This window comes from Bacteroides sp. K03 (genome assembly GCF_019734355.1).
In the GTDB taxonomy this organism is placed as follows: Bacteria; Bacteroidota; Bacteroidia; order Bacteroidales; family Bacteroidaceae; genus Bacteroides; species Bacteroides nordii.
Window position 1 is genome coordinate 57,646 of sequence record NZ_JAASHC010000008.1, and the last position, 23,710, is coordinate 81,355.

General features: G+C 38.3%; 19 protein-coding genes. 11 read left to right on the top strand and 8 right to left on the bottom strand.

The genetic code is table 11. The features are described from left to right. Positions 1-13: 13 nt before the first annotated feature. The 3 genes from HCG69_RS08195 to HCG69_RS08205 form a co-directional block, all read right to left on the bottom strand. Complete coding sequence (locus tag HCG69_RS08195) at positions 14-1,171, bottom strand: T9SS C-terminal target domain-containing protein (RefSeq protein WP_221649653.1); 1,158 nt, start codon at positions 1,169-1,171, stop codon at positions 14-16. Positions 1,172-1,473: 302 nt separating this feature from the next. Beyond that, complete coding sequence (locus HCG69_RS20840; RefSeq protein WP_221649654.1) at positions 1,474-1,689, bottom strand: transposase family protein; 216 nt, start codon at positions 1,687-1,689, stop codon at positions 1,474-1,476. A 90-nt stretch (positions 1,690-1,779) separates the two neighbouring features. Continuing rightward, entirely contained in the window at positions 1,780-2,271 is a 492-nt protein-coding gene (locus HCG69_RS08205; protein WP_221649655.1) for a DUF3836 domain-containing protein, read from the bottom strand. Positions 2,272-2,580: 309 nt separating this feature from the next. On the opposite strand from HCG69_RS08205, the gene HCG69_RS08210 reads away from it, so the two are divergent. The 5 genes from HCG69_RS08210 (at position 2,581) to HCG69_RS08230 (ending at position 6,842) form a co-directional block, all read left to right on the top strand. Continuing rightward, complete coding sequence (locus HCG69_RS08210; protein WP_007483031.1) at positions 2,581-3,165, top strand: hypothetical protein; 585 nt, start codon at positions 2,581-2,583, stop codon at positions 3,163-3,165. 3 nt (positions 3,166-3,168) lie between these two features. After that, the gene (locus tag HCG69_RS08215; protein ID WP_002558440.1) at positions 3,169-3,465 is read left to right on the top strand and encodes a transcriptional regulator; all 297 of its coding nucleotides are present in this window, start codon (positions 3,169-3,171) and stop codon (positions 3,463-3,465) included. Positions 3,466-3,608: 143 nt separating this feature from the next. Next, positions 3,609-4,961: a cell envelope integrity protein CreD gene (gene creD, locus HCG69_RS08220; RefSeq protein ID WP_221649656.1), complete on the top strand. Its 1,353-nt coding sequence runs from the start codon at positions 3,609-3,611 to the stop codon at positions 4,959-4,961. A gap of 700 nt (positions 4,962-5,661) precedes the next feature. After that, positions 5,662-6,237: a hypothetical protein gene (locus HCG69_RS08225; RefSeq protein ID WP_221649657.1), complete on the top strand. Its 576-nt coding sequence runs from the start codon at positions 5,662-5,664 to the stop codon at positions 6,235-6,237. Positions 6,238-6,422: 185 nt separating this feature from the next. Further along, the gene (locus HCG69_RS08230; protein ID WP_221649658.1) at positions 6,423-6,842 is read left to right on the top strand and encodes a DUF3836 domain-containing protein; all 420 of its coding nucleotides are present in this window, start codon (positions 6,423-6,425) and stop codon (positions 6,840-6,842) included. Between the two features lie 140 nt (positions 6,843-6,982). Here the strand turns inward: HCG69_RS08230 and HCG69_RS08235 are convergent, their stop codons facing one another. Then, positions 6,983-8,995, bottom strand: coding sequence for a T9SS type A sorting domain-containing protein (locus HCG69_RS08235; protein WP_221649659.1), 2,013 nt, complete (start codon positions 8,993-8,995; stop codon positions 6,983-6,985). A 456-nt stretch (positions 8,996-9,451) separates the two neighbouring features. On the opposite strand from HCG69_RS08235, the gene mutS reads away from it, so the two are divergent. Beyond that, on the top strand, positions 9,452-12,067 hold the full coding sequence (gene mutS, locus HCG69_RS08240) for a DNA mismatch repair protein MutS (protein WP_221649660.1): 2,616 nt from the start codon (positions 9,452-9,454) through the stop codon (positions 12,065-12,067). A 75-nt stretch (positions 12,068-12,142) separates the two neighbouring features. Here mutS and HCG69_RS08245 read toward each other — a convergent pair whose 3' ends face one another. Genes HCG69_RS08245 through ychF form a run of 4 tightly spaced genes read right to left on the bottom strand, consistent with a single transcriptional unit; the run spans position 12,143 to position 15,656 of the window. Continuing rightward, positions 12,143-12,784 carry a chloramphenicol acetyltransferase gene (locus HCG69_RS08245; RefSeq protein WP_221649661.1) on the bottom strand — a complete coding sequence of 214 codons (642 nt, stop codon included), beginning with the start codon at positions 12,782-12,784 and terminating at the stop codon, positions 12,143-12,145. Next, positions 12,781-13,623 carry a prolipoprotein diacylglyceryl transferase gene (lgt, locus tag HCG69_RS08250; RefSeq protein ID WP_221649662.1) on the bottom strand — a complete coding sequence of 281 codons (843 nt, stop codon included), beginning with the start codon at positions 13,621-13,623 and terminating at the stop codon, positions 12,781-12,783. Before lgt ends, HCG69_RS08245 begins: the two co-directional genes overlap by 4 nt. Positions 13,624-13,640: 17 nt before the next feature. Beyond that, positions 13,641-14,549, bottom strand: coding sequence for a ketopantoate reductase family protein (locus tag HCG69_RS08255; protein WP_221649663.1), 909 nt, complete (start codon positions 14,547-14,549; stop codon positions 13,641-13,643). Between the two features lie 3 nt (positions 14,550-14,552). After that, a complete protein-coding gene (gene ychF, locus HCG69_RS08260) occupies positions 14,553-15,656 on the bottom strand; it encodes a redox-regulated ATPase YchF (RefSeq protein WP_196039873.1) in 1,104 nt (367 codons plus the stop codon). A gap of 364 nt (positions 15,657-16,020) precedes the next feature. Between ychF and HCG69_RS08265 the strand changes: the two genes are divergently transcribed. The 5 genes from HCG69_RS08265 (at position 16,021) to HCG69_RS08285 (ending at position 23,640) form a co-directional block, all read left to right on the top strand. Next, positions 16,021-16,509: an HU family DNA-binding protein gene (locus HCG69_RS08265; protein WP_002558429.1), complete on the top strand. Its 489-nt coding sequence runs from the start codon at positions 16,021-16,023 to the stop codon at positions 16,507-16,509. 329 nt (positions 16,510-16,838) lie between these two features. Further along, on the top strand, positions 16,839-17,393 hold the full coding sequence (locus tag HCG69_RS08270) for an RNA polymerase sigma factor (RefSeq protein ID WP_195570075.1): 555 nt from the start codon (positions 16,839-16,841) through the stop codon (positions 17,391-17,393). Between the two features lie 121 nt (positions 17,394-17,514). Then, the gene (locus HCG69_RS08275; RefSeq protein ID WP_221649664.1) at positions 17,515-18,447 is read left to right on the top strand and encodes a FecR family protein; all 933 of its coding nucleotides are present in this window, start codon (positions 17,515-17,517) and stop codon (positions 18,445-18,447) included. Positions 18,448-18,487: 40 nt separating this feature from the next. Further along, positions 18,488-21,892 carry a TonB-dependent receptor gene (locus tag HCG69_RS08280; protein ID WP_221649665.1) on the top strand — a complete coding sequence of 1,135 codons (3,405 nt, stop codon included), beginning with the start codon at positions 18,488-18,490 and terminating at the stop codon, positions 21,890-21,892. 20 nt (positions 21,893-21,912) lie between these two features. Further along, the gene (locus tag HCG69_RS08285; RefSeq protein WP_221649666.1) at positions 21,913-23,640 is read left to right on the top strand and encodes a RagB/SusD family nutrient uptake outer membrane protein; all 1,728 of its coding nucleotides are present in this window, start codon (positions 21,913-21,915) and stop codon (positions 23,638-23,640) included. Positions 23,641-23,710: the final 70 nt, after the last annotated feature.

Sequence of the window (23,710 nt, forward strand, 5' to 3'; positions counted from 1 at the left end):
CTTACAAATAATGTTATCGATTATTTTTTTGTATTTTTTCTGTATGTGGCTCTCCATTTATAAGAATGGTCAATAAATAAGTTCCCGGGATTAACGGAGAAAGATCATGGTCGGCCGTGTAAGTTCCTGACGAAAGGTCAGCAAGATGCTTGTGCCACAAGATAGCTCCATTCGGGGAATACAAATAAAATTCTACCGTAGAAGTTTCTACTAAAAGATAGTTCACATGTAGCATCTGATTGGCTCCTATTGAATAATTATAGGTCTGATTCTCATTTCCGGTACCTTTGCGTTTATCAGAAGCATGTTTTGAGCGTAAACGCTCTTCCTGAAGAATTAGATTGGTACGAATTTCTTGGTTGGATACATCTTCGGACAAATAATTCTGATTGACAGAAGGAGAATAATAAGAGCGGTTGAAATGAGATCTGCTTCCTGAAGAATCAATGATTTTGTTCTGTACCGTCTCAAAGAGGGGATATCTGTATCCGGGTGCATACCATTTGTAGGTCGTTACTTCCCAAGTGACTTTGTTGTTCTGCAGCCGATAGAGAAGAGAGTCTATTGAGTAGCGGGAAGTATCGCCGTTGGCATAAATGGAGGTGAAAGCGGACATTTGCTGTCCGATATGGGCGGTACTTCGTATTCGTAATACATTTTTCAAACTGTCACCGTCGGGTAGTAGCAAGGTTCCTTCCGCATCTGCCACATGGGTGATTTCCCCGTAGACCGTAATGGGAAGCATTTGGCTATATACTCCCTCTCCATAATAAAAAGTATGGATAGAGTCTTTGTAAACTGTCGGATAAATTTGTCGTAACTCCGGTAATAGATAGTCAATATGCAAAGTGGGGGTCTGATAGCCTATACAAAATAAAGAATCACCGGAAAACTTATACTTATAACCGTTGTCTCCTCCAAGACAAGTCAGTGAGGAATCGATTTTACCGACAAAGCATTCTGTGTATTCGCTTCCTAAATGGATAAGTTCTTTAAAATCCCAAATGACACCTTTACCGGTCGGACCGGGAGTTTTGTACTGTAACTCTTGTTTTGTGATTATATCACCCGAGCGAAATAATGAAGTTGATTCGTTCAATATATTTTGGGATTTACCCGTCAATATCTGAATACAGCAGATCAACAACCAGATATTTTTCTTAAGTTTCATAATAGATTAGAGTATAATGATTAACATAATAGAATTACCACATCTTGCTTCCATTCATACGAAACAATAAGAAAAACAAATGTTATATGACATTTGTCCGGTTTGTGATTTGACTATACAATTTACTTATTGCAAGTATTTTACAAAAATAGTAATTATATTTTAAATTGTAAGAAAAATGTATATTTATTTTGTATTTCTTTAGGATGAAGTGATGAAGTTGATATTTTTCATATCCCTGGATCATTAGAGTTTACGTAAATTAGTTTTTTTATGTCCATGGTTTGATTTTAATTCTCAGATTATGAAAGCAGCACATGTAGTAAAATGCGTTCCACGAATTGGTTTGCCCTAAGTCGGCATTTGTCTTTTACAATTTTCATAAACTTGGCAATTCCGATGGCATGCTCTACTCGCACCATTATGCGAGAAACTTCCCTGTTGAACTCTTTTTGTTCTTCGGTAAGTACTTTTCCCTTTCTTTTCTTGACAGGCTCTTTGCCTTCCGGGAAGTACAAAATAAGATCAGCAGGTATTAAAATGGCAGGGCTGCGAGATGTAAAGTCTTGCAGCCCTGTTGCTTTTGTCAGAGTTATTGTAAAGAGAGATTATTTGTTGGCAAACAAACCGTCATTTCCATTCAGGATCGTGTGTTCGGTAGCCAGATTCCAGTTGTTTTCTTTTTTATTCCATTCGTAGCTCTGGTAGTTGAGTATCTGTCCGGAATCTCTGGTCTGATAGACAGCTTTCGATTTTATATCTGAGTAAGAATCCGTCTTAGCATCCCATGCTGCGTATTCGATACTATTCTCCTGAGGGTCATGTGTGAAATTCAGGCAGTATTGCTTTTCAAATACCTGCATAATCTCACTCCATTTCAATACTTCTTTTTTCGAAACGCTTCCATCAGCATTATACGTATAGTTATATTTCAGATGCGGATGCAGGTATTTACCGTTTTCTACTGTATATACGGTCTGACTTTCCACTTGTTCTCCGTTTGTTGTGGTGTTGTAAGCAAATTCGGGGAGATTGTTGCCACTTACTGTATTCAATACGGATGTCATTGCAATTACTACTGATAATACTAAAGTTTTCATACTATTACTGTTTTATGGGTTTATACTTTTATTTGTTTCTTTCGATGTTGCAAAGATAGAGGGTGGCTTAATCATAGTATGTTATTGCAACGTTATCTTTACGTTAATAAATTATCTGGCGAAAATAATGTGCCAATGTGCTAATATGCCAATGTGCCAATTGGCTGCGCTGTATTGCTGAAAGGCATTGGCATATTAGCACATTGGCACATTATTTCTGGTTTTCGACTATACTCTTTATTTTTTTCTGATATTTTCTTTGTATTCTGATAATTTCTATTTTACTTTGTATCGCAAAGTACTTTTTATATGAATAAAGATAAAGCATTAGAATCAGTAAATGAGATAAAGGAGTTGATGGAAAAGTCCTCCAGATTTGTATCTCTCAGTGGTATGACAGCTGTTATGGCTGGTACTTATTCATTGGTTGGCGCTTATGTAGTCGCCCGGGTCTTTAAATCGGAAGCTTCTCTGGCAGAGATGATACTGGTAGCTTCGTTGGTGCTGATAGCTTCGGTTATTACGGCTTGTATACTGTCTTGCTATAAGGCGAGAAAAACCGGACAGAAGATTTTTAGTAAACTGACATACCGGACTTTATGGAACTTTTCGCTTCCCTTGCTTGTAGGGGGGCTGTTTTGTATCGCTTTGCTGTTGCATGAGAATTATGGAGTGATTTCTTCGGTCATGTTACTGTTTTACGGGCTTTCTCTGGTCAACGTCTCTAAATTTACTTATTCCAATGTAGCCTGGCTGGGATATGGGTTTCTTCTTTTAGGAGTTGTAGACTGCTTTTTCGAGGGTTATGCACTCATGTTCTGGACCATTGGGTTTGGAGGACTTCATATATTGTACGGTATATTGTTTTATTTGCAATATGAAAGGAGCAAGTAGTTGATGTTAGAAGGATTTCAGAATATAAATAAGGCGTTTGAAAGCAAAGTCCGGTTAGGTATTATGGCGGTCTTGATGGTCAATGAGGAGTCCGACTTTAATACGTTGAAAGAATTACTTTCACTGACGGACGGCAATTTGGCGAGTCATACCCGTGCGCTGGAAGAACTTGGCTATATTGTTTGTAAAAAAGCCTTTGTGGGTAGGAAAACAAAAACTTCTTTCCAGGCCACACCTCCGGGGAAGGAAGCTTTTAAAGAGCACATTGCTGCATTGGAAAGTTTATTGAAATCAACCTGAACGCTTGGCGTTACACAACTTGCTTTTTCTTTTTGGAGGAAAAGGGAGTATTATACAAAAACTAAACTAGACTTAGAAACTATTTTGCATTTTATAGAATTCAAAAAAAAGTTTCTTAATTATTTACTAAACACTATTCTACTATGGACGATTTTAATGAAAATTTGAACAAAGTGGAAAAACCGGTGCATACAAGTAGCTCCCGGAGTTTTTCCAAAACTGTTAAAGTACTGGTTATTGCTGCATTGGTTCTTCTTCTGTTAATACCAATGGTTATGATCGAAAGTATGATTACCGAGCGTGGACAGACGCAGGTAGATGCCATCGACGAGGTTAGTCAGAAGTGGAGTCTGGCACAGACTGTTACAGGCCCATATATTAATCTGCAATATCCGATTGTCTCTGAAGACAATGGAAAGCAGAAGATCAGTAATGGAAGTATCATGCTATTTCCTGATGAGCTGTTTATTGATGGGCAGTTGCGTACAGAAATTCTTAAAAGGGGAATTTATGAGGTGAATGTATATCAGTCGGAGCTGGTTTTTAAAGGCTTCTTTAGTTCGGAAGAACTTCGTAAAAGCGGAGTAGATATAGATGCACTTTATCTCCGGAAAGCGGCTATCTGTTTCAATCTCACCGATATGCGGGGAATCAGTGAACAGATCAGCATTACTTTGAACGATTCTGTCTACATATTTGAACCGGGTATGGATGGCAGGGGAATTAAGAATGTGGGTGTACATGCTGTGGTGGATCTTTCTGCTTTGAAAGAGAATAAAAAACTGCCCTATGAAATGAAGATTAAACTGAAAGGTTCGCAATCTATTAACTTTGCTCCACTGGGGAAAACAACGAAGATAAATCTGAAAGCTAATTGGAGTACACCAAGTTTTACCGGTAATTATCTGCCGGATAGCAGAGAAGTAACTGAGGAAGGTTTTTCTGCACACTGGCAGGTGTTGAATCTGAACCGGAATTATTCGCAGGTGATAATTGATTATCGTAATGCGGGTGTTAAGGATATCGAAAATTCTAATTTCGGAGTAAATCTGAAAGTTCCCGTCGAGCAATATCAACAATCGATGCGTTCTGCCAAATATGCTATTCTCATAATATTACTGACGTTTGCAGTGATATTCTTTACGGAGATGATGGAAAAGACACGTATCCATGTTTTGCAATATCTGTTAGTGGGATTGGCGCTTTGTTTATTCTATAGCTTGTTGTTATCTATATCCGAACATGTGGGATTCAATATGGCTTATCTGATTTCGGCAGTATTGACAATCGGCCTGGTAGGAGGTTATATGCTGGGTATTATTAAAAAGAAGAAGCCGGCATTTATTATGTCGGGACTATTAAGTGTACTGTACATTTACATATTTATTCTTATCCAGTTAGAGACTTTTGCTTTGCTTGCCGGAAGTTTGGGATTGTTTGTAATACTTGCCGCCGTAATGTATTTTTCAAAGAAGATTGACTGGTTTAATGAGTGAACAACCGAACTCTGATCATTAACATTATTAACAGTATTCCTTAACTATAATTTTTGTACTGACAAGAGTACGTACTTTTATATACTAAGAGTACGTACTTTTGCTATATAAAAGTGTACATTTAACACATACTTAAGTACGTACTTTTGCATCATAAATAATAGGTTATTTAAGTCTGTTGAAAATCAGTGTTTTATATGTTTCTTTCGTATTTAAGAATCAGGAAGTTTCAATCAAGATCATTCGTTGTAATTGTTATTATGATAACTTCGGATAGATGAGGTATAATCGTTCAGAAGTAAATTTTTAGACAGGAGAAAAAGATGTAATCTGAGGTATAGACATAAAAAAAGGAGCAACGCCTTGCTCCAACCTTTGTTAACCTTAAATCTAATACTATGAAAAACACATTGCAAAGATACGGCCTTTTGTGGTATTCGCAAATAATCCAAATAAAAAAGTGTGTTTTATAACATGCTTTAATATTTGCATTTATAAATTTATAAAAAGAAGGCTTTCCGGAAGGGGTATTTTAACAAAAAGTATTTTTTCTACGGGGAAGTGCATCGACACAGTGTAATCTATTATTTTGTGTGTTTTTATTAAATTGATTGCTCCTTCAAGCTACTGCTTGAATATTATTTCTTATTTTTGTGTGGATTGGGAGATAAAAAGACTGAACTATAATAACTAAGGAATTATGAAAACAAAGTATTTATCCGGACTGGTATTACTTCTCCTTTTGGCAGTTGGCTTTGCGTCATGCAACGATGATGAAGAGCATTGGTATGATAGTATGAAAGATGGGAGACCTTTTTTTAGCGGTCATGTTGTACGTTTCTATTTTATTGATGAAGAAGGGCATGATCTTATTAATATGATTGCATTGCCCATTTCCTGTGAGACTCTGCTTGATACACCACCGGCACCTCCTACTGAGTTTGCTACAACAACTGATGGACTTTGGTATAATAATGAGATAAATAATATAGTAATGGATAAGGATGAAAATCTGAATAGTTTCTTTACTTATGCGTACGGCGATTCGCGGTACAGTGATTTTACCTTTTATGTATACTTCAAGGGCAAGCCTTATGAAGTGGCTCTTCAACACAGATATCAGGGCAAACGTAAAGTAAATGGTGATTATATCAGTGATATAGTATCCTGGAAAGTAAATGGAAAACTTATTTATTCCGCAGATGAACCTACTTACAGGAGGAAAGTATTCATTATGTGCAAAGCTGATGGAGAAACGGTCATTACATCTAAGTGATATGATTATGTCCGTTTTTGAGCGGACATCTGTTCGAAAATGAACGCATGTCTTATTTTTATAATCGTTGATAATCAGGTTATTATATCTTTGGCACGGCTATTGACTATCTATATGCGAAGGCGGTTGAGAAAAAAACAGCAGCCACAAACCCAAAGAATAATAACAATAAAAAAATAACGATTATGAAAGCAAATGTATTTTTCAAAGCAGTGGTAATGGTAGCAGTGTTAATGGCAAGTGTAATGAGTGCTAATGCAAGTAATCCTGTTGACTATGTGAAAAATGATGAGATGAATGGTGAATTACTGGTAGCTAAGACTATCTTTAAAAATGAATCCGGCTATCTGTTCCGTCATCTTCGCTACACTTATACTTATGACAATGAAAACCGTGTAGTTTGTAAAGAAGCTGCAAAATGGGATAGCGTGAAAGAGGCTTGGACTCCTTATTTCAAACTTGATATCACTTACAATACCAATGAGGTTGAAATGAATTATGCTCTTTGGAATGCCGGAAGTCGTACTTTCGATAAGAATATGGAAAAGAGCACTTATGCACTGAATGACGGCAATGCTGTTCGCCTTTTGGCAAGTGTAAAATGAGATAAAGGAAAACGATCAAAAGAATACGGCTGTAAGAAACAAAAGTTTTTGCAGCCGTATTTTTATATCAGAGTTTATAAGTGAAAAATAATGGAGTAGGTATTGGGATTGAACCAATGAATACTCTATAAAGCATTATTTTATTTTACCAGAATAACGAACCGTCCGGTTTCTTCATGCGTAGTGGAAGATAGCCGATATAAATAAATTCCCGCTGGCAGATGATTGATGATTACTTCATTATCGGTCATTGGATAAATTCCGATGTTTTGCCCGTTGATATTGTAGATTAAAAGTGATGCATTGCTGTTCGTAGCAATTTGCTTAAAAATGACGCTGTTTCCTTCATTTCGAATCATTAGTTGGGTAGAAGCATTGACCGGTTCTATACCAACGCTTTTATTGCGGTAGAGCAGTTCTCCTTTCCGATAATATTCATATAGGGCAGCCTGACTTCCATCTGTGGGTTGTGGATATATTCCTTCGACTATTCCTGTTGTGTTCCCGATGCCATATATTAGGAATCCTATGTTGGTGATAGTTGCAGGCACTACTTCGCCATTTATTAATGTGTAATTTTCCAAATACGTGATGGTATGTTCTACCTCTTTAACTCCATCGGCATCCCATTCGCCGGCATATCGTATTTTGTCTCCTATTTTCCAGGGCTCTTTTCCAAATGAATATAGCAGAAACTCTTTGGAGATATTATTTCCATTGTCAGTCTGCTGGTCTCTGTAATATATGTTGCCTTCTTTATCTTCGCGCATTTTGCCTGTTTCCCTATCCCCACAATAGACTTTCCAGTAATAGTTTCCATCTATATATTCAACGCCTTTCAGTTTATAGTGATATTTATTAAAGAAGACAGGCCACCACATTGTACGGTATCTTACTTCTGTCCATTTTGTATCCTGCCCCAACCAATGGTTTTCGAGTATTGTGCTGATAAGTACACCGTCTTCTGTAAAATAAGGGTTTTGGTAAATCAGGTCATTTCCGATATGAATCGAAACAAGTTCATTGTACATTTGACGATCGATAGTCTGTCCTCCCATTAGCAGATAAGAAAATAATCCTAATGTAGAACCGAAATATTTTATGAAACGGACATCTTTGGAGGGTGCTTGTATCCTGCCCCAATGGTCAGCTAATTGAATATAATCATACAGATATTTATTCTCTGACTCTATCTGTCCGGTTATATTACATTCGAATTCATAAGGGGTCCATGAGATATCGTTAAACTGAAGTTGCTCACTGCCGGTCCATCTGTAGTCTGCTAAGGTATATTCTTTATCGTTATTTGCCGGTTTACACACTAATATATTATTTTGTTCGCGGATGGCTGTATAGTAATCTGTATGTTCTCCATTAATGGTTAAGTATACTTTCTTATACATTTGATTGTTTATTACGGTATCTCCCAGAACTTCATAATCATGTAAATTGTATTTTGTCGGTATTTCGTTGTTGGATTCACAGTAATTGATCTCTCTCCACTTTGTGTGGTCGGTCAAAAGAAAAAAAGGAGGATAGGTCTTTCTATAGCAAGTTTTATAGTCTGGATCATGGTAAAATTGTTGCTTATTATCGCGACAGCACAGAAGTTTGTAACCTGTTCCTGCTTTAGAAAGGCAAGGTTGCCCTATTCCATTCTGCATAGAGCCAAAGCCTTCTATCCATTCGTCTCTTCCTCCCCCGTCAACAGATACTATATTAATAGCCCTCCGGCGTATTCCATTTATATCTATGTAGGTATAAGCGGCGGTTACCTTAACTTGAACACCGTCATAATATGTAAATTCATCTCCATATTCTTTACTGAAATCAAATAATAATAATTCTTGCTGACTTTTTGTATTGTAGTGGTATACTTTATCACCATCTTGTCGGATGCAAAGTCCTGACCATTTGGCTTCAGTTAAATCTTCATTTTCTGTTGTGTAGATATTGAAATAATGTAAATCGTTGATAATTGTATCTGATTTTAAAAAGGAGGTAGTAGTCCATTCGTGATAATATTCGGGTGAGACTGAAGGACGTACAAGTGTTGACCATTGTTTGCCTGCGGAGATCCAGGGTTGCTCTTGCCCGTATGTACTTTGTAAGGCGGGTAAAAGGATTGTGATGAGGAGTAGAAGTTTTTTCATAATATGTAGCATTAAATTGGTAGTTTCTGTTTTTTTGCATGCATATTACAAATATAATAAAAAAAGAACGATAGTGGCTACTATTTTGTTTTTATCTTTTTAATTCCTGCTATCATCAAAAGAGAATATTGATGAAAGGAGGTGAAAAGGTACGGACATAAAAAAAGGAGCAACGCCTTGCTCCAACCTTTGTTAACCTTAAATCTAATACTATGAAAAACACATTGCAAATGTACGGCTTTTGGCGGTATCTGCAAATAATCCAAGAAAAATAGTATGTTTTATAACACGTTTTAAGAATACTGTGCGGGTTGTTAATAATTCAGGAGCTTGTTTAAAGACTTTTTTACGATAAGATAACCCAATAAATCTTGGTGTTGACGGGATGGTAGATTAGTGGGAAATCAGTATCTTTGCCCACTGATTACTGAATTAAAAAAGAAGAGGAGACTACCTGTGAGCAACGATATTGAACTAACCCCTATGATGAAACAGTTCCTTGACCTGAAAGCAAAACACCCGGATGCGGTGATGCTGTTTCGATGCGGGGACTTCTACGAAACTTATTCAACAGATGCAATTATTGCAGCTGAGATACTGGGAATTACCCTGACTAAACGTGCCAACGGAAAAGGAAAGACTATTGAGATGGCCGGTTTTCCTCATCATGCGCTGGATACCTATTTACCAAAACTGGTTCGCGCCGGTAAACGTGTAGCTATCTGTGACCAGCTGGAAGATCCGAAGATGACAAAGAAACTGGTGAAACGTGGCATTACAGAATTGGTTACTCCGGGTGTGTCTATCAATGATAATATTCTCAACTATAAAGAAAATAATTTCCTTGCCGCAGTGCATTTTGGTAAATCAGCCTGTGGTATTGCCTTTCTTGATATCTCTACCGGTGAATTCTTGACGGCAGAGGGACCTTTCGATTATGTGGATAAGCTGCTCAATAATTTTGGTCCCAAAGAAGTACTCTTTGAACGCGGTAAACGTGGTATGTTCGAGGGTAACTTCGGAAGTAAATTCTTCACTTTCGAACTGGACGACTGGGTTTTTACGGAAACGACTTCCCGTGAGAAGCTGCTGAAACATTTTGAGACGAAAAATCTGAAAGGTTTTGGTGTGGAACATCTGAAGAATGGTACAATTGCTTCGGGTGCTATCCTGCAATATCTGGATATGACACAGCATACACAGATTGGTCATATTACCTCGCTGGCCCGCATTGAAGAAGATAAGTATGTGCGTCTGGACAAATTTACCGTACGTAGTCTTGAGCTTATCGGCAGTATGAATGATGGCGGCAGCAGTTTGCTCAATGTCATTGATAAAACGATTAGTCCGATGGGAGCCCGTTTGCTGAAGCGCTGGATGGTATTTCCGTTGAAGGATGAAAAGCCGATTAACGACCGTTTGAATGTAGTGGAGTATTTCTTTCGTGAACCGGAGTTTAAAGAGCTGATTGAGGAGCAACTGCATCTGATAGGAGATTTGGAGCGTATTATTTCGAAAGTGGCGGTAGGACGTGTGTCACCGCGCGAAGTAGTACAGTTAAAAATAGCTTTGCAGGCTATCGAACCCATAAAAGAAGCTTGCCTGCAGGCAGATAATGCCAGTCTGAACCGGATAGGAGAGCAGTTGAATCTTTGTATTTCTATACGTGACCGGATAAGTAAGGAAATCAACAATGACCCTCCTTTATTGATAAACAAAGGAGGCGTGATTCAAAGTGGGGTAAATGCCGAGTTGGACGAACTGAGACAGATAGCCTATTCGGGCAAAGATTACCTTTTGAAAATACAGCAACGTGAAAGTGAACAGACAGGGATTCCAAGTCTGAAGATTGCCTATAACAGTGTATTTGGCTACTATATAGAGGTACGCAATGTACACAAAGATAAAGTACCTCAGGAGTGGATTCGCAAACAGACGCTGGTCAATGCGGAGCGTTACATCACTCAGGAGTTAAAAGAGTACGAAGAGAAAATCCTCGGAGCAGAAGATAAGATTCTGGTGCTTGAGACCCGGCTTTATACGGAGCTGGTACAAGCTTTGAGTGAATTTATTCCTGCCATCCAGATTAATGCCAATCAGGTAGCGCGTATCGACTGTTTATTGGCATTTGCCAATGTAGCACGTGAGAATAACTATATTCGCCCGGTGATTGAAGATAATGACGTACTGGATATCCGTCAGGGGCGCCATCCGGTGATTGAAAAGCAGCTCCCGATAGGTGAGAAATACATTGCTAATGATGTGATGCTGGATAGTACAACGCAGCAGATTATTATTATTACGGGTCCCAATATGGCCGGTAAATCTGCTCTTTTGCGTCAGACGGCATTAATAACTTTGCTGGCTCAAATCGGTTCTTTTGTTCCTGCCGAGAGTGCTCACATCGGATTGGTGGATAAGATTTTCACCCGGGTGGGAGCCAGTGATAATATCTCCGTTGGCGAATCTACGTTTATGGTAGAGATGAATGAGGCGGCGGATATTCTGAATAATGTTTCTTCGAGAAGTCTTGTATTGTTTGATGAGTTGGGGCGTGGAACTTCTACCTATGATGGTATTTCGATAGCCTGGGCTATTGTAGAGTATATCCATGAGCATCCTAAGGCAAAAGCACGTACCCTTTTTGCCACGCACTATCATGAACTGAATGAGATGGAGAAATCTTTCAAGCGGATAAAGAATTATAATGTATCGGTGAAAGAAGTTGATAATAGAGTTATTTTTCTTCGTAAACTGGAACGTGGCGGTAGCGAGCATTCTTTCGGTATTCATGTAGCTAAGATGGCAGGTATGCCGAAAAGTATTGTAAAGCGTGCCAATGAAATTCTGAAGCAGCTCGAATCGGACAATCGTCAGCAAGGCATTTCCGGTAAACCATTAGGTGGAGTAAGTGAGAACAGGGGAGGGATGCAGTTGAGTTTTTTCCAGTTGGACGACCCTATATTGTGCCAGATCAGAGATGAGATACTCAATCTGGATGTGAATAACCTTACTCCGATTGAAGCGCTCAATAAGCTGAGTGATATAAAGAAGATAGTGAGAGGGAAGTAGAAATGAAAGAAAAAAATGCCCGATGATTGTACATGATCATCGGGCATTTTTATATCAATTACAAGTGAAAGTGCTCTATTTTAAAAACTCTTCCACTTTCTTATAAAACAGCGAAAGATGATGCCCGTCTATAAACCCATGGTGAATAGTCATCGCAATTGGCATTACTAATTTGCCTTCTTTTAATATTGCTTTTCCCGCATTCATCAAAGGGTAATTACTACCGTGACGATGTTCTTGTGTACAGGTCAGTGAGGTGAAATACAAGTCGGGAGTAGCACTTAACAATATAACATCAAGCAGGTCTTTACCACCCACTTTTTCCATATCATACGGGTCGCCATCAGGGTTGATGGCATCTATGACCGATTTGGCTTCCGCATAAAAGGCATTAAAATCTTTGTTCCATGACAGACGGATGGTGAAGAAACGTCCGTTTTCTTTTACCTTTATAGGAGTCAACATATCTACATTGTCGAAATAGACTACATTGCCTTCTGCATCTATGCGAAAACGAAACTCCGGTATTTCATTGACAGCGCGTAACACGGCGTAGAGATAGTGGAGGAAGAATGATTGTCCTGCGGCTTTGGCACGGGCTTTGGCTCCTCCGCACTCTACCTCTGAGGTTATGGAAATAGTGGGATTCTGAAAACTTTTGAAGAACTCATAATTACTTTTCCGCTCCCAGGTTTCTATGTCTATAATATGCTTCATTTTTTAATGGATTTCCTGTCATAAAAGAACATGAAATAGAGGCCGATGATCACAAAGGGGACACTCAACCATTGCCCCATGTTGAGGCTCATATTGTCTTCAAAGCTAACCTGATTTTCCTTTAAGAACTCAACGAAGAAGCGGAATACAAAGATGGCCGTCAGACAGAGTCCGAAAAAGAAGCCGCGGTGTAGCTTTTTGTTATAGAACTTATAAAGATAGATCATCACCAGGAAAAGCAGGAAATAAGCGATAGCTTCGTATAGCTGCGCCGGATGGCGTGGAAGCATATCTGTACGTTCAAAGATGAAAGCCCAGGGTACATCGGTCGGTTTACCAATGATTTCAGAGTTCATCAGGTTGGCCAGGCGGATACAGCAGGCAGTGATGGGAGTGGCTACAGCAATCATATCTACTACATCCATATAATGCATTTTCATTTTACGGCAATAGAGCCAGAGGGCAATCATCAGTCCTAACGTTCCACCGTGGCTGGCAAGTCCTTCATAACCTGTGAATTTCCAGCCTCCGTCGGGCAGGAATCTGATAGGAAGTATCATTTCCCAGAATCCCCGGAAACTGGTGAGATAGGTCTGAGGATCATAGAATATACAATGTCCCAGTCGGGCCCCAATCAGAATACCAAAGAAACAATAGAAAAACAGGGGCTCAAATTTCTTTTCGCTTATCTTTTTATCCCGGAACTGATAGTGAACTATAACATAGGCCAGAAAGATACCAACGGCCCACAATAGTCCGTAATAGCGAACGGGAAGTCCGAAGAGGTTGAACAATTCGGGATTCGGGTTCCAGTTAATAGATAATAAAATGGTATTCATAATTATTGAGTTTAATTTTATATTCTGAATTTCTTGGCTACTTCCTGATAGGTTGGTACTTCTATTCCCTGTTCTTCGGCAGCTGTTATCATGTCAAAAAGTAACCCTTGTACTTCGGATTGATGTCCTTTCTCCATATCTTTCTGCATGGATGCGGTGCTTTGTGGGTCGAGTTTATCAATTACTTTGAGATTGTAGGTGACGGGATCTTCGGAGAATTCAATACCGAGTTTCTTTCCTAACATGGCACTTTCGGTAGACAGGCCTATGAAAGTATCACGTATTTTACCCGGCTTTTGCACTTCGCCCATAGGAACATTGAAATAAGCTCCGGTGACGGCCATAGCCGAGATAAAGGACCACTTGACAAATGTATCCCGTTGAATGTCAGGTGACAGATCCACTTTGATTCCGCTTTCTACCAGATCGTCACGTACGGCTTCAAGCAGTCCGGCGGGTACATTTGTGCCTCTATGCGCTCCATATACCAAACGGAAAATGGTTCCCATCTGAGTAATTTCTCCCGGGGCGGATACGAACCCTACAATGTAAATACAACCATCCAGAACGGTTACGCCCGGAACAAGGCGCTGAATACGTGGTCCTGTACCATAAACATTGAGTATGGGAATTACGATTGTTTTTTCGTGAGAAGCCCGTTTTATCAGATCCGTGATAGAGTCAACGGAATAGCCTTTGACGCAAACGAATATTACGTCTGCTTTTCCTGTGTACTCTTCTGCTGTACAAGCTTTCACTGGAATGGTATGATTGCCTTTCAGGCCTGACTTTAACGTCAGTCCATTGTTCTGTATAGCTTCCAGGTGCGCCCCACGGGCTATACAGGTAACATCCTTTCCGCTCAGTGCAAGAAAGGCAGCAATACTGCCTCCTACACCTCCGGTTCCTGCTATAAGATAATTCATTCTTTATACGTTAAAACGGAAATGCATGATATCTCCGTCCTGTACTACATATTCTTTTCCTTCCACACCTAATTTACCGGCTTCTTTCACGGCAGCTTCTGAACCATACTGGATAAAATCATCATATTTGATAACCTCTGCACGGATAAATCCTTTTTCAAAGTCGGTATGGATTACTCCCGCACACTGAGGTGCTTTCCAACCTTTTTCATAAGTCCAGGCACGTACTTCCTGTACACCGGCTGTAAAATAAGTTTCGAGATTCAATAATTTATAAGCCGATTTGATAAGCCGGGCTACGCCTGATTCTTCCAGTCCTACTTCGGCAAGGAACATCTGGCGGTCTTCGTAAGTCTCCAGTTCGGCAATATCCGATTCTGTTTTGGCAGCAACAATAAGAATTTCTGCATCTTCATCTTTTACTGCTTCGCGAACCATGTCTACATATTTGTTTCCGTTTACGGCACTTGCTTCGTCCACGTTACAAACATACATTACCGGTTTGCTGGTAAGCAGAAAGAGTTCACGGGCTATTTTCTGTTCGTCTTTGGTTTCAAACTTTACAGTACGGGCCGATTTTCCCTGCTCCAATGCTTCTTTGTATTTAACGAGGATGTCATAAGTCTGTTTGGCAGTCTTATCACCTCCTGTTTGTGCTTGCTTTTGCACTTTCTGTATACGTGCGTCAATAGTGTCGAGGTCTTTCAACTGTAGTTCATAGTCAATAATCTCTTTGTCACGCACAGGGTTTACACTTCCGTCTACATGTGTCACATTATCATCATCAAAGCAACGAAGTACATGCAGGATGGCATCTGTTTCACGAATGTTTGCGAGAAACTTATTACCTAATCCTTCACCTTTACTGGCACCTTTTACCAGTCCGGCGATGTCTACAATTTCTACGGTAGTGGGTACAATTCGTTGCGGGTGTACCAGCTCCGCCAGTTTATTCAAACGTTCGTCCGGAACAGTGATTACGCCTACATTCGGTTCTATTGTACAAAAAGGGAAGTTTGCCGCCTGTGCTTTCGCGTTCGACAAACAGTTGAAAAGTGTCGACTTTCCTACGTTGGGAAGTCCGACAATACCACATTGCAATGCCATTTATCTATTTCGTTATTATATTTATTATCAATGCCTGTAAACAGTACGTTCTGTTTAAAATATGTCTGCAAAGATAACTATTCTTTTAAAAATACAGGTGATAACATCTTAAAAAAGGGTTATATGTGAGTTGTACTCCCCGGAGTGTACTTTTAGGGGAAATAATTGTAGCTTTCTTTTGTTGCCGGGATATATTCATTACCTTTGCAGAGAACGTTGTACGACATGCGCATCTGGAACATGCTGACATGCACATGTCGTGCTGTACGAGATGTACATGTCATACTGTACGAGATGCACATGTCGTACAACGTTCTGTTACGACCTTCAATACGTTTGATTACAACATCTAATACGAAAGATTATGGGATTGATTTATCTGGTAAGAAAGAAGAGATTCAGCACAGTAGAAGGATTTAAGGAACTCTATTACGCTGTACAGAAGAAGCTCCAGAAACGTGGGGGTAAGAATGAGAATGACCTGGCGGATATGCTTTCTTCGCAAAGCGGTAGGAGTAAAGGTGATGTATTGAGTATACTTACTGACCTTCCTAAGGTGATGGAGGAAATATTGAAAAGCGGAGAGTCAGTCACTATTCGTGGACTCGGTTCGTTTCATGCAGCTGTTACGAGTGACGGTTTTGAGCATCCTGAGGATGTACTTCCTCATGAGGTGCGCTTGTCCAGAGTGTACTTTGTGGCCGACCGTAGATTCACCAACCGTGTCGGCAAGATGAAATTCTTCCGTTATCCCTTGTCGAAGTATTTTCCGAAAAGTGCATTGCGGGCAGAAACTTTAGTAAAAGAGGCTGAAGAAGAGTTCGAAGAAGACTTCGGACAAGGGGTGGAATAATTAAAAGGAATTACGAGTATACAGGTTTATCACAAAATTAACCGGAAGTTTCTTAACCGGAAGTTTCTATCGGGTGGACACTGGCTTGTTTTGCTGCATGGCGTGATGTCTGTTGTTATGCATATCGCTTTATGTAATTATCTCTTGTGTACCTTTTTGTGTAAGAAGTGCACTGTTTCTGTACTTTTTCTCTTTTTTTTAATTAATATGTAACACATCTGTCCTTATTTTTTTCTTTTCCGATCTATTGACAAGATTGCCAGCAAATGTTTTGTATTTCTCATATATTTTTGCGAATATTGCACCCATATCGTGTATCGGGAATTATTATGGATGACATTTTACTCGTTCAGCAACTAAAAAAAGGAAATCAACTTGCTTTCACCACTCTTTATAAAAAGTATGGTGCACAAGCTTTTGCACTGTCTTTTAAATACCTGTGCAATAAAGAGTTGGCTGAGGATGCTGTACAGAATTTGTTTATGAAAATCTGGATAAAACGTGAAGAACTGGAAGAGGGTCGTCCTATTAATCGTTTTTTATTTACTGTTTTGAAGAACGATCTATTGAATATTCTGCGGGATTCAAAAAGTAATATTTTTGTATTGGATGATTGTTTGGAAATTCTCAATTATCTGGATGGAGAGGATACAGATTCTCAGGAATTTGACCAGGAGCAAGTTGAAATGATACGTAGTGCCGTAGAACAATTGTCTCCTCAAAGGAAAAAGATTTTTTCTATGAAAATATCCGGGAAGTATTCTAATCAGGAGATTGCAAACAGATTAAATCTGTCTATAAATACCATTAAATTTCAATATAGCCAGTCTTTGAAACAAATTAAAAAGTTGGTTCGTGAGCGTGCAATTATGCTGTTAATGTAACTTTCGGATAGTCCAACGGGCATTCTTTTTTATCTTTCTTAAAATCTTTTTTTAAAATCAATAATTTTATATAATACTTTTCTGTCCTCTTTGTGTACTATATATAAAGATCAGTAAAAACATGCGTTTGAATAAACATAAAAATACAGCTCCGGAAATCATTAATTATATTGCTGAACATATAGACAGCGATATTGATTGTTTGCTAAAGAATGAACCTTTGGCTATGGGCGGGCGTGAGATGCCGGAGTTTGATGAATATAAAGTCTATCAGAATATACTTGATGAAGTAGATAAAAGAAAGAAGAGAGCGTTTTGGCCAGCTTTCAGGTGGGCGTGTGCCATCGCTTTGCTCCTTTTCAATATCAGTTACTTTACCTATATAATAATGGAAGAGTGTACTCCTGAATATCAAGAGATATGTGCTTCCAAAGGAGAAAAGTTGATTGTGCTCTTGCCTGACGGTAGCCGCGTGTGGTTGAATGCTGATTCAAAGCTGGTTTATCCGGAACAATTTACGGGGAAAGAACGTCAGGTTTCCTTGGTTGGTGAAGCTTATTTTGAGGTAAAAAAGAATCCGGATAATCCCTTCATGGTACAGGCGGATGAGATGAAGATAAAAGTGACTGGAACCAGTTTTAATGTATCTGCTTATCCTTCCGACAAAAAAATAACCACCACACTTGATGAAGGAAAGATTATGATAGGACATTATGGTTCTAAATCTCCATTGTATGAGATGCGCCCGGGACAAACAGCTGTTTATGAAAAAGGTAGTTCACTCTGCAAAATTCGGGCAAATGAGTATTATAAAGATGCTTCCGGATGGAAAGAGAATAGGTTGGTCTTTCGAAATACCCCTTTGGAAGAAGTGCTGGCAGTACTTTCAAGGCAGTTTGATGTTAATTTTGATATCCGTGGGACTAAGATAACCACGTTCACATATAATTTTGTTTGTAAAGCCAATGATCTTGGAAACATTCTGGAGACAATGTCTTCGATAACTCCAATTAAATTTAATAAAATTTCAGAAGATATCTATGAAGTAAGGTAAAAAAATAATTAATCTAGTAACTTTATCAATTTCTAATTTTATGAATGAAAATCACTTGTTTTCATACATCCGAAAATGGTGTATGGTGTGCGGATTATGTCTTATTTTTCCGCTCATAGCTTACCCTCAACAACAGAAAATTTCTGTGACTATTCGTAATTTGTCTCTCAAACAGGCTATGGAACAGATCAGTAAGCAGGCTGAAATGAATGTAGCTTATAGTAAAGAGTTTGTTGATACCAATAAGACGGTTTCTTTGAAAGTTCAAAATGTGAAATTAGAGGATGCCCTTTCTTCTTTATTGAAAGGAATGAATATTGGTTTCCGTTTTTTGGACAATAGTATTCTGTTGTATAATAAAAATGAACAAAAAAAAGAAGATACTTCTTCTGATAAAAAGAAAGAAGTATCAGTAAATGGACAAGTCGTTGATAAAATGACAGGAGAGCCGATTGTAGGTGCTACAATATCAGTTGTAGGTACTTCTACGGGTACAATTACTGATATTGACGGAAATTATTCGTTGAAAGTAGATGAAGGAAGTACGTTACTTTTCTCTTTTATAGGTTACACAGAGGTAAAACAAGTTGTTCGCCAACCGGGAAAGCTGGATGTGACTTTAGCGGAAAATGCAATTCAACTGAATGATGTAGTTGTGGTTGGTTATGGAGTGCAGAAGAAAGTAAATCTGACAGGTGCCGTATCTATGGTAAAAGGAGATGTTTTAGAAAACAGGCCAATCTCAAATGTAAGTACAGGTTTGCAAGGACTTTTGCCTGGTGTTACAATTACTTCTTCATCTGGTCAGCCGGGGGCTGTTCCTGATATTAAGATACGTGGTGTGAATACTATTAACAGTAGTACTTCTCCTCTTATATTAATAGATGGTGTGGCTGGTGGTGATATGAACCTTCTGAATCCAGGTGATATTGAGAGTGTTTCAGTACTTAAAGATGCTGCTTCTGCTTCTATTTATGGTGCACGTGCAGCAAATGGCGTTATCTTGATTACAACAAAGAAAGGTAAGCAGAAAGAAAAAGCGACATTGACTTATTCTGGCTATATCGGTTTACAAACTCCGACGGCACTTCCTGAATTGGTTAATGGTAGGCAGTATATGGAGTTGTCTAATGAGGCGATGGCTGCAGCGGGATTTTCAAAACCTTATAATGATGAAGCATTTTCAAAATATGATTCAGGAAATTATCCTAATGAATATTCGAATACGGATTGGATTGGTGAAATATTCAAAAAGAGTAGTTTGCAAACAAGCCATTCTTTAAGTGTTAGAGGTGGTAGTGAGAAAAGTGGTTATTTTATGTCTTACGGATATTTAAACCAAGATGGTCTAGTGGTAGGAGATGCTTTTGATTCTAAAAGACATAATGCTCGAATTAGCGTAAATACAGAGGTCTTTGATAGATTAAAATTGAATGGCACTGTTAGTTTTGTTGATTATTATCGCCGTGCTTCGGGCTTTTCAGGTGCATCCGGTGTATTTAGGTTAGCCCAACGAAATTCTCCTTTATTACCTGTTAAGTGGCAACAGCAAGATGAAAACGGAAATTGGGTCGATTCAGAGAATTGGTCAAATGGTTCTGTAAAAAATCCTCTTTCTATAGCTTATGATGGTGGTACAGAACAAAGGAAGTCACGAACATTAAATACGATTATAGGTGCTGATTTAAAAATTATAGAAGGTTTAAATTTAGGTGGGCAATATGCAGCTAATTACTATTTTAGAGAGACGGATGAATATAACCCGGTTTTACCAGAGTTTTATGCAGATGGAACACCTGATCCTCAAAATAAAAATTTGCGTAATTATGTATATCAGGCACATCAGGATGCTCTGACGCAAAGTTTCCAATTAACGTTGAATTATAATAAGAGTATCAAATTACATGAATTTGGTGCATTATTGGGTTTTTCTCAGGAATGGTATGATTTTAGTGATTTAGATGGTAGTAGAAAAAATATTCTTTTAGATGATATTTATGTATTAGATGCTGGAACTGAAGATATCACAAATGGTGGTGGTAAAGATTCTTGGGCATTACGTTCTTATTTTGGGCGTATTAATTATGCTTATAATGAGAAATATTTGTTTGAAGCTAATATGCGTATTGATGGTACTTCTCGATTTGCAAAGAATAATCGCTGGGGATATTTCCCTTCATTCTCTGTTGGATGGAACTTTTCTCGTGAGAGTTTTATGAGATTTGCTGATTCTGTTCTGAAATCAGGAAAACTTAGAGCTTCTTGGGGTGAACTTGGTAATCAAAATGTTGGCAGTGATTATTATCCTTATCTGACACCAATTGAAAGAATTGAAAAGAGTTATCCTATTGGAGGTATTAATAATATTGGTTTTGCCCAAAAAAAATTGGGAAATATGAATATTAAGTGGGAAACCATCCGGATGTTGAATATCGGTATTGATTTGAGCTTCTTTGAAAATCGTCTAACTACATCATTTGATTGGTTTAAGAAAGAGAATATTAATGCTTTGGTAAAACCTATTTATCCTACTATCGTTGGTGTAACGGGAACAGCTAATTTACCATTTGAGAATATGGGTAAAATTGAGAATAAAGGCTGGGAATGGGATATTTCTTGGCGTGATAGAATCGGAGAGGTGAAATATAGTATGTCATTTAACATATCTGATGCAAAGAATAAAATTGTTGACTTAGGAAAGAGTGAACCGACTTTAGCGGATAAAATAAGAAGAGTGGGTGATCCTATCAATGCTTTTTATGGATATTTGACCGATGGGTTGGCGCAAATATCTGATTTTGGTGGACAAAATGCAGATGGAAGATATATTAATCCTAATTTTGCTATACCTAAGGCTTCGGAAAGTATAGTACAACCAGGTGATATTAAGTACAGAGATATTAGTGGTCCGAATGGTAGTCCGGATGGAGTAATTGACAATTATGATAAGGTGGTATTTGGGGATCCCTATCCTCATTATACTTATTCTTTCAAGGGTGCTGTGGAATGGAAAGGTTGGGATTTTAGTTTTTATCTACAAGGTGTAGGTAAAGTGAATGGTTATCTGAAAGATGAGGCTCGTCATTGTTTTATTAATGATTATTCTGTACCTAAAGTAGAGCATTTGGATAGATGGACACCTAATAATCCGAATGCAGCTTATCCAAGACTGTATCAAGCTCAGACTCATAATTTATTATTTAGTGACTATTGGCTGGAAGATGCTTCATATTTACGGCTGAAAAATGTTCAATTGGGATATACTTTTCCAAAAAAATGGATTAATAGTTTGGGACTTTCCAATTTAAGGGTATACGCCTCTGCTGATAATTTGTTGACATTTACTAAATATTTTGGAGCTTATGACCCGGAAGTACGTGAAACGTCTGGTGATTCTTATCCGCAGGTGAAAACTTATGTGTTTGGTTTATCTGTTTCATTTTAATAAAGATAATAAATACTGATATGAAAACTATAAAATATATTTTAGTATTGCTTTTGTTTTGGGTTAATACTTCATGTGCCGACTTCTTGGACAGATATCCACAAGATTCTGTTACTAATGAAACATATTGGAAAACAGAAGAACAGCTACGGGCAGCTCTATATCCCTGTTATGGAGCTTTTGAATATGAATTAATGATAAAATGGGCTGAGTCTACTGCGGAAACTGTAATGTGGGGAGATAAAAATAGTGGATTGAGTAAAGTTTCCGGAGGAAAACATGCTTATACGGATGGTTTTCCATTTACTTCCTATTGGCGGTATTCTTATGGTCATATTTATACATGTAATAATTTCTTGGATAATTATGATAAAGCAGAGATTGAACAGGATGTAAAGGATGTATATGCAGCTGAAGTAAAAGTGATAAGATCATGGCTCTATTTTATGTTAACTACTTTTTATGGTGATGTACCCTGGGTTGATCATGTGATAACAGCTGATGAAGCCTATGTACCTCGTACGTCGAGAAATCAAATTATTGATTATTTGATGGATGATTTGGAATGGGCCGCATCTAAATTACCTGAGGAAAGACAATTGGGAACTAATGTTGGACGTATTGACCGATGGGGGGCATTGGCTATGCAAGCACGTATAGCATTGCAAAATGAACGATATGATATTGCTGCGAAAGCTGCGAAGGAGGTTATAGATAAAGGACCTTATGGGTTATATGATTATGAAAAGATATACCAGTTAGAAGGTGATGTAGAAGTTAACCCAGATAATAATGAATCAATTATTTATAGTGTTTACATCAAGGATGTGCGTATGAATAATATGCCTAATGAAACTTGTTGCCCTACGGATTTTATCCGTTTTAATCCTTCAAAAACATTAGTGGATGCTTATTTATGTACAGATGGAATGCCTGCTAAAGCGGGGTTGGAGTATTATAAGCAGACGAATATTAAAACTTCTCCTCTTTATAAATATCCGGAAGAGCACTATGTTGATTATTTTCAGAATAGAGATCCTCGTATGAAAATGACCTTGTATGCCCCCGGAGATGAATGGCCGGGTGGTGATGACGGAGATGCAGAATATCGTAAGCCCAATCCGATATTTAATCTGCCTCGTTTTTCCTCTCTTCAACCTGGAAGAAACGGAGCTAACGGGATTACTGGATTTTATTTTAAAAAATACAATGTAAAATCAATTGCGGGTAATTATAATATATCTCACAATAATTTGAATGTAATTCGCTTTCCTGAGGTTTTGTTGATTTATGCGGAGGCCCTTTATAAAACGAAAGGTACTTTATCTCAAGATGATCTCGACTATACAGTCAATAAATTAAGAGACCGTGTGGGGATGCATAGAATGAATCTGGATGAATTGACTGAATGGAATCTTGATCTTTGGACAGAATTGAAAAGAGAACGTCGAGTAGAATTGTCTTTTGATGGAATGAGATACGCTGATGTGATGCGTTGGAAAGAAGGTGAACTTAGATTTGGACGTGCTATAACAGGGCCGAGTCTTAAAGTCTGTATGAATGATTTGGGTGCTAATCCTTATCCTGATACTGGTGTTGATGAGTTTGGAGATGTGATATATGAGAAATCAGTGGTTGAAGGTGGAGCTCGTTATTTTGATCCAGCTATGCATTATCTATGGCCGGTCCCTTACGAAGAGAGAGTGAAAAATCCACTTCTAGGACAAAATCCCGGATGGCCTGAATAAATGAATCAGAATGTCATAGATTTCGTATAGTCGGAATCTATGACTTACGATACTTCTACTAAAAACTAAA

Coding starts and splice junctions, on each gene's coding strand:
- HCG69_RS08230 (WP_221649658.1), top strand. CDS start 6,423: ATGAAAGCAAATGTATTTTTCAAAGCAGTGGTAATGGTAGCAGTGTTA.
- HCG69_RS08255 (WP_221649663.1), bottom strand. CDS start 14,549: ATGAATTATCTTATAGCAGGAACCGGAGGTGTAGGAGGCAGTATTGCT.
- HCG69_RS08245 (WP_221649661.1), bottom strand. CDS start 12,784: ATGAAGCATATTATAGACATAGAAACCTGGGAGCGGAAAAGTAATTAT.
- HCG69_RS08195 (WP_221649653.1), bottom strand. CDS start 1,171: ATGAAACTTAAGAAAAATATCTGGTTGTTGATCTGCTGTATTCAGATA.
- HCG69_RS08215 (WP_002558440.1), top strand. CDS start 3,169: ATGTTAGAAGGATTTCAGAATATAAATAAGGCGTTTGAAAGCAAAGTC.
- HCG69_RS08235 (WP_221649659.1), bottom strand. CDS start 8,995: ATGAAAAAACTTCTACTCCTCATCACAATCCTTTTACCCGCCTTACAA.
- ychF (WP_196039873.1), bottom strand. CDS start 15,656: ATGGCATTGCAATGTGGTATTGTCGGACTTCCCAACGTAGGAAAGTCG.
- creD (WP_221649656.1), top strand. CDS start 3,609: ATGGACGATTTTAATGAAAATTTGAACAAAGTGGAAAAACCGGTGCAT.
- HCG69_RS08265 (WP_002558429.1), top strand. CDS start 16,021: ATGGGATTGATTTATCTGGTAAGAAAGAAGAGATTCAGCACAGTAGAA.
- HCG69_RS08270 (WP_195570075.1), top strand. CDS start 16,839: ATGGATGACATTTTACTCGTTCAGCAACTAAAAAAAGGAAATCAACTT.
- HCG69_RS08210 (WP_007483031.1), top strand. CDS start 2,581: ATGAATAAAGATAAAGCATTAGAATCAGTAAATGAGATAAAGGAGTTG.
- HCG69_RS08205 (WP_221649655.1), bottom strand. CDS start 2,271: ATGAAAACTTTAGTATTATCAGTAGTAATTGCAATGACATCCGTATTG.
- HCG69_RS08275 (WP_221649664.1), top strand. CDS start 17,515: ATGCGTTTGAATAAACATAAAAATACAGCTCCGGAAATCATTAATTAT.
- HCG69_RS08225 (WP_221649657.1), top strand. CDS start 5,662: ATGAAAACAAAGTATTTATCCGGACTGGTATTACTTCTCCTTTTGGCA.
- lgt (WP_221649662.1), bottom strand. CDS start 13,623: ATGAATACCATTTTATTATCTATTAACTGGAACCCGAATCCCGAATTG.
- HCG69_RS08280 (WP_221649665.1), top strand. CDS start 18,488: ATGAATGAAAATCACTTGTTTTCATACATCCGAAAATGGTGTATGGTG.
- HCG69_RS08285 (WP_221649666.1), top strand. CDS start 21,913: ATGAAAACTATAAAATATATTTTAGTATTGCTTTTGTTTTGGGTTAAT.